The organism is Synechococcus sp. CCY 9618 (genome assembly GCF_019038415.1).
Taxonomy (GTDB): Bacteria; Cyanobacteriota; Cyanobacteriia; order PCC-6307; family Cyanobiaceae; genus Cyanobium.
The window spans coordinates 21,820-28,130 of the sequence record NZ_JAFKRG010000061.1 but is presented as its reverse complement, the minus strand read 5'-3'; the positions used below and the strand labels follow the sequence as shown (position 1 = coordinate 28,130).

The following is a 6,311-nucleotide window of genomic DNA, read 5'->3' as shown; positions in this document are numbered from 1 at the left end:
AAACTTACAGCACCGTCGGCTCGCGCCTCTCAGTCCCAGTAAGTCCGCGTCCCCTCAAGCTTCCGCTCTCTGGGGCGCAGTCCAAAATCATACCACCCATACTGGCAGCGTTCTCGCCTGTGCCCCATCGGCCGCGACCGGGGCCTGCCAAAGGTTCCCTTCCCAGGCCAGGCCTACGCTGAGTTTCCCTGGGTGTGCAGCGAGATGGCAGCGGGAGAATCCCGGACCAGGGACCTCCACAGCCGGGAGGAGAGCGTCGTCGCCTCCGCCAGGGGCCATTTCGAGCGCACCCTGGTGCAGGTACGAGGGGCCGTGGTGGGGTCGGTGGCCGCCATGGAACACCCCAGCAGCGGGGAGGCCGCCAACTACGGGGAGGTGTTTCTGCGGGACAACGTACCGGTGATGTTCCACCTGCTGCTGGAGGGCCGCTTCGCCATCGTGCGTCACTTCCTGGCGGTGTGCCTGGAGCTGCAGAGCCGCAGCGACCAGACCCGGGGCATCTTCCCGACCAGCTTTGTGGAGCAGGGAGAGGACCTGATCGCCGACTACGGCCAGCGCTCGATCGGACGGATCAGTTCGGTGGATGCCAGCCTCTGGTGGCCCGTGCTCTGCTGGCTGTACGTACGCCGCAGCGGTGATCGCGCGTTCGCCCTTGACACCGCTGTGCAGGAAGGCGTGCAACGGTTGCTGGATCTGGTGCTGCACCCCAGCTTCGAGGGCACACCGGTGCTCTTCGTGCCGGACTGCGCCTTCATGATCGACCGTCCGATGGACGTGTGGGGGGCACCGCTGGAGGTGGAGGTGCTGCTGTTCGGCAGTCTGCGCAGCTGTTGCCACCTGATGGATCTGGCCCAGTGGGACCGGCCCTGTGGGCTGCGGCAGAAACGGCTCGAGCGCAGCCACCGTTGGCTGCGTGACCTGCGCGCCTATCTGCTCAAGAACTACTGGGTGACCAGCAAGACGGTCCAGGTGCTGCGTCGCCGCCCCACCGAGCAGTATGGGGACGATCAGCACGTCAACGCCTTCAATGTGCAGGCCCAGGTGGTGCCTGCCTGGCTGCAGGCGTGGCTGGAGGACCGGGGCGGCTACCTGATCGGCAACATGCGCACCGGCCGGCCGGACTTCCGCTTCTACAGCCTGGGAAACGCCCTGGCCTGCCTGTTCGGCCTGATCACCGCCCCCCAGCAGCGGGCCCTGTTCCGGCTGGTGCTGCGCAACCGCCAGGACCTGATCGCCGAGATGCCCCTGAGGATCTGCCATCCACCCCTCGACGCCGAGGAATGGAAGGAGAAGACCGGCTCCGATCCCAAGAACTGGACCTGGTGCTATCACAACGGCGGCCACTGGCCCAGCCTGCTGTGGTACCTGGGCAGCGCCGTGCTGCTGCACGAACGTCGCCACCCTGGTTCAGACAGCGCCCTGATGGAGCAGATGCGGCAACTCCTGGAGGATTGCTACGCCCTGCAGCTCACCCAGCTGCCGCGTCAGCGGTGGGCAGAGTATTTCGATGGGCCCACCGGCACCTGGGTAGGCCAGCAGGCCCGCACTTACCAGACCTGGACATTGGTGGGATTCCTGCTGCTGCACCATCTGCTGCGCATCGAGCCGAAGGATGTGGAGCTGTTCGCCATCGATCCCCTGCTCCCCCCGCCAGGAGGACGCACCGTCCTGTGATGCCGGACGGATGGGCACGAAAAAGCCGCGCTTTCACGCGGCTCTGAGAAACATTCAGCCGGTCAAGAGCTGCCAACAAGGTTGGAAAAGCCTCAGAACAGACCGAGGGTCAAGGACTTGTCGATCGGCAGGCAGGCACCGATGCCCAGATAGATGGTGAACACGGTGCCGAACAGGAAAGCCCCCATGGCCACAGGGCGGCGGAAAGGGTTCTGGAACTTGTTGAAGCTCTCGATGAAGGGGATCAGCATCAGCCCCAGAGGAATCATCGTCTGCAAAGCAATCCCGAGCAGCTTGTTGGGGACCACCCGCAGAATCTGGAAGACGGGATACAGATACCACTCGGGAAGGATCTCCAGCGGGGTGGCGAAGGGGTCGGCCCGATCACCCAGCATGGCCGGGTCCAGCACCGCCAGGCCCACCACGCAGGCGATGGTCCCCAGAATCACCACTGGGAAGATGTAGAGGAGGTCGTTGGGCCAGGCGGGCTCACCGTAGTAGTTGTGTCCCATGCCCTTGGCCAGCTTGGCCCGCAGCTTGGGATCGGTGAGGTCAGGCTTCTTGAGGATGTGCATGGTGGGGAGCTCGGGGCGCTGGTGACCGGTGGGAAGAGGCTAAGGCCAGTGAGGGATTCAGAGGGGACCTGAGATGCCCTGCTTACGGATCATCAGGAAGTGGATGAGCATGAACACCGCCAGCAGCCAGGGCAGCACGAAGGTGTGGAGGCTGTAGAAGCGGGTGAGGGTGGACTGGCCCACGCTTTCCCCACCGCGCAGCAGCTCGACCATGAAATCACCGACCACAGGGACGGCGGCCGGAACACCGCTGACAATCTTGACGGCCCAGTAGCCCACCTGGTCCCAGGGGAGGGAGTAACCGGTGACGCCGAAGGAGACCGTGATGACGGCCATGGTGACCCCGGTGACCCAGGTGAGCTCCCGCGGGCGCTTGAAACCGCCGGTGAGATACACGCGGAACACGTGCAGGATCAGCATCAGCACCATCATGCTGGCGCTCCAGCGATGCACCGAGCGGATCAGCCAGCCGAAGCTGACGTCGGTCATGAGGTACTGAACGGAGCTGTAGGCCTCCACCACCGTGGGCTTGTAGTAGAAGGTCATCGCGAAGCCGGTGGCGAACTGAATCAGAAAGCACACCAGGGTGATGCCGCCCAGGCAATAGAAGATGTTGACGTGGGGCGGGACGTACTTGGCAGAGATATCGTCGGCAATGGCCTGGATTTCCAGGCGCTCTTCGAACCAGTCGTAGATCGGGGACGACTTTGCGCCAGGAGACGAGTTCGCCATGCAGCGTGGGGCTTGTGTTGCGAGAGTCTACCGATCGTCCTGACCCCCCTGTGAGAGACCCGGGCCGCCGGTCCCTGCCGGCTCAATGGTTTGCAACAGGCCTGCGGCGGCGGGCTTCTGGCCTTCGGTCGCTGCTGGCGGCCGCCCTTGGCCTGCTGCTGATCCTGCCGGCCCCGGCCCTGGCCCTCAGCGATGCCCAGCAGCTGGTGGTGGAGGCCTGGCGTCTGGTCAACCAGAGCTACGTCGACCCTGCCCAGCTGGAGGCCCTGCAGTGGCGGCGCCTGCGCCAGAAGACCCTGGAAAAGCCGATCAGCAGCTCGGTCGACGCCTACGAGGCCATCGAGGCCATGCTGGCCCCGATCGGCGACCCCTACACCCGCCTGCTGCGCCCCGAGGAGTTCGCCACCCTGCGCTCCAACACCCAGGGCCGGGTGACCGGCGTGGGTCTGCAGCTCGGCCAGCGGGCCGGTGACCAGCGGATCGTGGTGATCGCTCCTCTCGATGCCTCCCCCGCCGCCGAGGCGGGCATCGTCTCCGGCAGCGAGATCCTGAGGGTGAACGGCCTGGAGGCCGAGGAACTGGGGCTGGAAGGCACGGCGGCCGCCCTGCGGGGACCCGCCGGCAGCGATGTGCTCGTGGCCCTGCGCACCCCCGCCGGCCAGGAGTGGGAGGGGCTGCTGGACCGCCGCGAGGTCGATCTCCAGCCGGTGCGCAGCCACCGCCTTGAGATCGACGGCCACACCCTGGGCTACCTGCGCCTCACCCAGTTCAGCGAACCGGTGCCCCAGCAGGTCCGCACCGCGCTCGCCCAGCTCACTGCCCCGGCGGCGGGCACACCGATCGAAGGACTGATCCTGGATCTGCGCAACGATTCGGGCGGCCTGGTGACCGCCGGGCTGGCGGTGGCCGATGGCCTGCTGGATGGCAAGCCGATCGTGGAGACCGAGGACCGGGGCGGCATCGCCGCCCGCCAGCAGGCCACCCCCGGCCGCCTCTACGCCGGCCCCATGCTCACCCTGGTGAACGGTGGCACGGCCAGCGCCAGTGAAATTCTGGCCGGGGCTCTGCAGGACAGCGGCCGCTCGCCGCTGGCGGGCAGCCGCACGTTCGGCAAGGGCCTGATCCAGACCCTGATCAACCTGAGCGATGGCAGTGGCCTGGCGGTGACCGTGGCCCGCTACCTCACCCCCAGCGGCCGCGACATCCAGAACCAGGGCATCGAGCCGGATGTGGCCCTGCCCCAGCCGGAGCCCCTGGAGCCCGACGGAGCCGGTGACACCTGGCTGCAGGAGGCGGCCAGGCTCCTGATCGCCGGCTTCCCGGCCACAGCGGCCACCCCATGAGCCAGCGCACCTACCACGATCCGCTGCACGGTGCCATCCGCCTGGATCGCCAGGATCCTGCCGAGGCACTGGTGATCGACCTGATCGACACGGCGCCGTTCCAGCGGCTGCGCCGCATCCGCCAGCTGGGGCCGGCCTTTCTCACCTTCCATGGCGCCGAGTCCAGCCGTTTCACCCATTCCCTCGGGGTGCTGGCGGTGGCACGGATGGCCCTTGGGCAACTGGAGCGACTCGACCCCTCCCTGGCCCGGCACCGGGACGTGCTCTATGCGGCCGCCCTCCTTCACGACGTGGGCCACGGCCCCCTGAGCCATTCGGGCGAGGAGATGTTCGGCCTGCAGCACGAGGCCTGGTCGGGGCGGCTGATCCGCGACCATCCCGCCCTGCGCGACCGGCTTGAGCAGGGGGCCCCGGGGCGGGCCGCCCAGGTGGCCGATCTGCTCGAGCACGGCCGGCACCCCTGCCGGGCGATCAAGGCCCTGGTGAGCAGCCAGCTCGACTGCGACCGGCTCGACTACCTGCTGCGCGACAGCTACAGCACCGGCACCCGCTACGGCCAGCTGGACCTGGAGCGGATCCTCGCCAGCCTCACCCTGGCCCCCGATGGTGATCTGGCCCTCCACCCGCGGGGACTGATGGCGGTGGAGCACTACCTGGTGGTGCGCCATCTGATGTACCGCAGCGTCTACAACCACCGGCTCAACATCGTCTGCAACTGGCTGCTGAACCGGGTGATCGCCGTGGCCCGGGGGCTCGGCCCCGACCTGGTGTGGGCCGATCCGACCATGGCCCGCTGGCTCTGGCAAAGGGATCAGCTGGATCTGGAGAGCTACCTGGCCAATGACGACATCCGCACCGGCTACCACCTCACCCGCTGGCGGGAGGAGGGCCCTGAGGAGCTGGCCGATCCCTGCCGCCGCCTGCTGGACCGGCGCCTGCCCCGGGCCATCGACGTGAGCGATCTGCCTCCGGCCGGCCGCATCGAACTGCTGGCCGAGGCCCGGCGGCTGTGCGAGAAAGCCGGCCTGGTGGCCGACGGTTGCTGCGCCCTGCAGCAGCGCCAGAGCCGGGGGTACCACCCCTATGCCGGCGGACTGCGGCTGTGGGACGGCCTGCGGCTCCAGGCCCTTGAGCAGCGCTCCCCCCTGGTGGCCAGCCTCTGCCAGACGGTCGACATGGCCTGGCTGATCCATCCGGCGTCGGTGAGCGCCGACCTGGGAGCCGCCCTCTCGGTGCGGCTCCAGGATGGCGGCAGCCTGCCGGACCACTAGGTTTCGCACCAACCTTCCCCAGCGCCTTGGCAGCCGCACTGATCCCGGCGATTGATGGGCAGCAGCCCCACCTGCTGCGGCTGCCCGCCCCCGGGGGTGCGGCCAGCGCCCTTGAGGAAGTGCGCTACATCCTCGGCAGCAGGATTCCCCCCGCCGGGGCTGTGGTGCTGGAGGCAGGCGCCTGGCCCCTGAGGCTGCCCGAGCTACGGGAACTGCAGGATCTGCTGGCACCTCTGCAGCTACGGCTGCTGCGCGTCCGCAGCCATCACCCGGAAACGCTCGTGGCCGCCGCCGCCCTGGGGGTCGAGATCGAGCCGGAGCCCGAAGCGGAGAAGGTGCCCGACCCCACCTTCTCCGCCCCACCAGCGGCGCCGGATCTGCTGGTGCACCGGGGCACCCTGCGCTCCGGCGACCATCTGCAGGCGGCGGGGTCCGTGTTGCTGCTGGGGGATGTGAACCCCGGCGCCCGCATCAGTGCCGCCGGGCATGTGCTGATCTGGGGGCGGCTGCGGGGTGTGGCCCATGCCGGAGTGGCCGGCGACCGGGGGGCCCGGATCACCGCCCTGCAGCTGCGCCCCCTGCAGTTGCGCATCGCCGACGCGGTGGCCCGGGGACCGGAGGATCTGCCCCCACCGGGGCTGGCTGAGCAGGCGCGGCTGGTGGACGGGGAGATCCGCATCGATCCGGCGCCGCCGGAATTCAGCCGGTGAGCTTCC

At 68.4% G+C, this 6,311-nt stretch carries 6 protein-coding genes; 4 read left to right on the top strand and 2 right to left on the bottom strand.

Annotation, left to right across the window (positions count from 1 at the left end):
- The first annotated feature begins 204 nt into the window (after positions 1-204).
- A complete protein-coding gene (locus tag KUG41_RS15065) occupies positions 205-1,674 on the top strand; it encodes a glycoside hydrolase 100 family protein (protein WP_216905024.1) in 1,470 nt (489 codons plus the stop codon).
- A gap of 92 nt (positions 1,675-1,766) precedes the next feature.
- Here the strand turns inward: KUG41_RS15065 and petD are convergent, their stop codons facing one another.
- Both petD and petB read right to left on the bottom strand, forming a co-directional pair.
- Positions 1,767-2,249, bottom strand: coding sequence for a cytochrome b6-f complex subunit IV (gene petD, locus KUG41_RS15060; protein ID WP_216905023.1), 483 nt, complete (start codon positions 2,247-2,249; stop codon positions 1,767-1,769).
- A gap of 57 nt (positions 2,250-2,306) precedes the next feature.
- Complete coding sequence (gene petB / locus KUG41_RS15055; RefSeq protein ID WP_035833434.1) at positions 2,307-2,981, bottom strand: cytochrome b6; 675 nt, start codon at positions 2,979-2,981, stop codon at positions 2,307-2,309.
- Positions 2,982-3,031: 50 nt separating this feature from the next.
- On the opposite strand from petB, the gene ctpZ reads away from it, so the two are divergent.
- Genes ctpZ through minC form a run of 3 tightly spaced genes read left to right on the top strand, consistent with a single transcriptional unit; the run spans position 3,032 to position 6,305 of the window.
- Positions 3,032-4,324: a carboxyl-terminal processing protease CtpZ gene (gene ctpZ / locus KUG41_RS15050; protein ID WP_216905022.1), complete on the top strand. Its 1,293-nt coding sequence runs from the start codon at positions 3,032-3,034 to the stop codon at positions 4,322-4,324.
- Positions 4,321-5,595: an HD domain-containing protein gene (locus KUG41_RS15045; RefSeq protein WP_216905021.1), complete on the top strand. Its 1,275-nt coding sequence runs from the start codon at positions 4,321-4,323 to the stop codon at positions 5,593-5,595. The genes ctpZ and KUG41_RS15045 overlap by 4 nt, the downstream gene beginning before the upstream one ends.
- 26 nt (positions 5,596-5,621) lie before the next feature.
- On the top strand, positions 5,622-6,305 hold the full coding sequence (minC, locus tag KUG41_RS15040) for a septum site-determining protein MinC (RefSeq protein ID WP_216905020.1): 684 nt from the start codon (positions 5,622-5,624) through the stop codon (positions 6,303-6,305).
- Positions 6,306-6,311 lie beyond the last annotated feature (6 nt).